Annotated in this window: 2 protein-coding genes and 1 pseudogene; all 3 read left to right on the top strand. The window is 57.4% G+C overall.

Features of this window, described 5'->3' with window-relative positions; translation table 11 throughout:
- A partial coding sequence (gene faeD / locus C0K55_RS25385) for a F4 (K88) fimbrial usher FaeD (RefSeq protein ID WP_105267038.1) occupies positions 1-2,339 on the top strand: 2,339 nt, incomplete at its 5' end.
- Positions 2,332-3,123, top strand: coding sequence for a F4 (K88) fimbrial chaperone FaeE (faeE, locus tag C0K55_RS25380; RefSeq protein ID WP_105267039.1), 792 nt, complete (start codon positions 2,332-2,334; stop codon positions 3,121-3,123). The genes faeD and faeE, both read left to right, overlap by 8 nt.
- 34 nt (positions 3,124-3,157) lie before the next feature.
- Positions 3,158-3,264 (top strand): annotated as a pseudogene (locus C0K55_RS25375) (fimbrial protein); the annotation flags it as partial.

Here is a 3,264-nt window from a genome sequence, read left to right as displayed (position 1 = left end):
TTGCAGGTGAAAAACTGGATATGTCCTTTATCCAGGGTGGTGTCGGGGTTAATCCGGAAGTCTGGGCAGCCCTGAACGGCAGCTATGCACCGGGGCGTTATCTGGTTGACCTGTCCCTGAACGGGAAGGAGGCCGGGAAACAGATACTGGATGTGACACCACAGGACAGTAATGAACTGTGTCTGACAGAGGCATGGCTGACGAAGGCCGGGATTTACGTCAGTGCAGATTACTTTCGTGAGGGATATGACGCCACACGACAGTGCTATGTGCTGACAAAAGCGCCGTCAGTGAAGGTGGATTTTGATGTTTCCACCCAGAGTCTGGCGCTGTCCATTCCCCAGAAGGGGCTGGTGAAGATGCCGGAGAATGTGGACTGGGATTACGGGACCAGTGCATTTCGCGTGAACTATAACGCGAACGCCAACACCGGCCGTAATAACACCTCGGCCTTTGGCTCAGCGGACCTGAAAGCCAATATCGGGCACTGGGTGGTGAGTTCTTCTGCCACGGCCAGCGGCGGTGACAGCGGGGATAACTCCACCACGATAAACATGTTTACGGCCACCCGGGCCATCCGCGCACTGAGCGCGGACCTGGCGGTCGGGAAAACATCCACCGGGGACAGTCTGCTGGGCAGTACGGGAACGTACGGCGTGTCGCTGAGTCGGAACAACAGCATGAAGCCGGGCAATCTGGGGTATACCCCGGTGTTCAGCGGCATTGCGAACGGGCCGTCGAGGGTGACGCTGACACAGAACGGGCGGTTGCTGCATTCGGAGATGGTGCCGGCGGGGCCGTTCTCCATCACGGATGTGCCGCTGTACACCAGTGGTGATGTGACCATGAAAATCACCGGTGAAGACGGGCGCGAGCAGGTACAGAACTTCCCGTTGTCGGTGATGGCCGGGCAGTTAAGTCCGGGGCAGCACGAGTTCAGTGTGGCAGCCGGTTTGCCTGACGATGACAGTGACCTGAAAGGCGGTGTGTTTGCGGCGTCATACGGTTACGGTCTGGACGGGCTGACGCTGCGCACCGGCGGGGTGTTTAACCAGGACTGGCAGGGCGTCAGCGCCGGGGCTGTTCTGGGGCTGAGTTACCTGGGGGCGGTGTCTGCTGACGGGGCTTATGCCACGGCGAAATACCGTGATGGCAGCCGCAGCGGAAATAAGGTGCAGTTATCCTGGAGTAAACAACTGGAGATGACGAACACCGGACTGCGGGTGAGCTGGTCACGGCAGAGTGAGGAATATGAGGATATGTCCTCCTTTGACCCGACAGAGTTGTGGTCGCAGTCAAATCATGGTCGCCGGACGAAGGATGAATGGAATGCCGGTGTCAGTCAGCCGGTGGGTGGACTGTTCAGTCTGTCGGTGTCCGGCTGGCAGCGGAGTTATTACCCCGCATCCATGACCGGGAGTTACCGGTACAGCGATGACAACGGTAAGGACACGGGGATTACCGGCACCCTGAGCACACAGATTAAGGGTGTCAGTCTTAACCTGGGCTGGTCCGGTTCACGGAACACCCGGGGGGAAAACAACTGGTCTGCATCGGCGTCAGTATCGGTACCGTTCACACTGTTTGACCGTCGCTACAGCAGCAGTACGTCGGTGAGTACGAGTAAAGACGGTGGCACAGGCTTCAGCACCGGTGTGTCCGGCTCGCTGAATGACCGTTTCAGCTATGGCCTGGGCGGTGGGCGTGACAGCGGTGGCGGTGTGAGCAGTTATCTGAATGCGTCGTACAGTGGTGACCGGGCTTATCTGAATGGTGCCCTGAACCACTCGCAGTCCGGCGGAACCAGTGGTTCTGTCTCGGTCAGCGGTTCGGTACTGGCCGTTCCGGCGGCGAAAGACATCATGTTCAGCCGCACGACCGGGGATACCGTGGCCGTGGTGAACGTGAAGGATACACCCGGAGTGAAGGTGACGTCCGGTGATGGACAGACTGACAGCGACGGCAACCTGGTGGTACCGCTGAACAGCTATGACTGGAACACGGTGACAATTGATGCGGGCACACTGCCGCTGAGCACCGAACTGACGAACACCAGTCAGAAGGTGGTGCCGACGGACAAGGCGGTGGTCTGGATGCCGTTTGATGCCCTGAAAGTTAAGCGTTACCTGCTGCAGGTGAAGCAGCGTGACGGTGAGTTTGTGCCGGGGGGAACCTGGGCACGTGACAGTAAGAACACACCGCTGGGCTTTGTGGCCAACAATGGTGTGCTGATGATTAACACGGTGGATGCGCCGGGTGATATCACCCTGGGCCAGTGCCGGATACCTGCGGCGAAACTGCAGGATACTGAGAAACTACAGGAGATTACGTGTGAGTAAGCGTAACGCAGTAACGACGTTTTTCACTAACCGGGTGACAAAAGCACTGGGAATGACGCTGGCGCTGATGATGACCTGTCAGAGTGCGATGGCTTCCCTGGCAGCAGACCAGACCCGCTATATCTTTCGCGGGGACAAGGATGCGCTGACCATCACGGTCACCAACAATGACAGGGAACGTACCTTTGGTGGTCAGGCCTGGGTGGACAATATTGTGGAGAAGGACACCCGTCCGACTTTTGTGGTGACACCGTCCTTCTTCAAGGTGAAACCGAATGGTCAGCAGACACTGCGTATCATCATGGCCTCGGACCATCTGCCGAAGGATAAAGAGTCGGTGTACTGGCTGAACCTGCAGGATATTCCGCCGGCTCTGGAGGGCAGCGGTATTGCGGTGGCGCTGCGCACGAAGCTGAAGCTGTTCTATCGTCCGAAGGCACTGCTTGAAGGCCGCAAGGGGGCAGAGGAAGGGCTCAGCCTGCAGAGCCGCCCGGATGGCAGGACCATGCTGGTGAACACCACGCCGTATATTTTTGCGATTGGCAGCCTGCTGGACGGAAACGGAAAGAAAATCGCCACGGATAACGAGACAGCACAGAAACTGCTGATGTTCATGCCGGGTGATGAAGTACAGGTGAAGGGAAATGTGGTGAAAGTGGACTCCCTGAATGACTGGGGAAGCCTGCAGACCTGGACAATTAACCAGAAAAAGGCTGCGGCCCCTTCCGGGCAGAAGGCATCTGATTCGCCGGTTAATCCGTCTGATAAGGCAGATAAAAAATAACCGCCCTCCGGAACACGGAACAGAGGGGTAATAAATGAAGAAAACAATGATGGCAGCCACCCTGGTCCTGAGTGCACTCAGTATTCAGTCAGCACTGGCCGCTGAATACAGCGAGAAAACGCAGTATCTGGGTGTGGTGAA

The sequence above is a fragment of the Escherichia sp. MOD1-EC6098 genome (assembly GCF_002965865.1).
Taxonomy (GTDB): Bacteria; Pseudomonadota; Gammaproteobacteria; order Enterobacterales; family Enterobacteriaceae; genus Escherichia; species Escherichia marmotae.
Note: the sequence above shows the minus strand (reverse complement) of the source record. Positions and strands in the feature narration are given on the sequence as shown.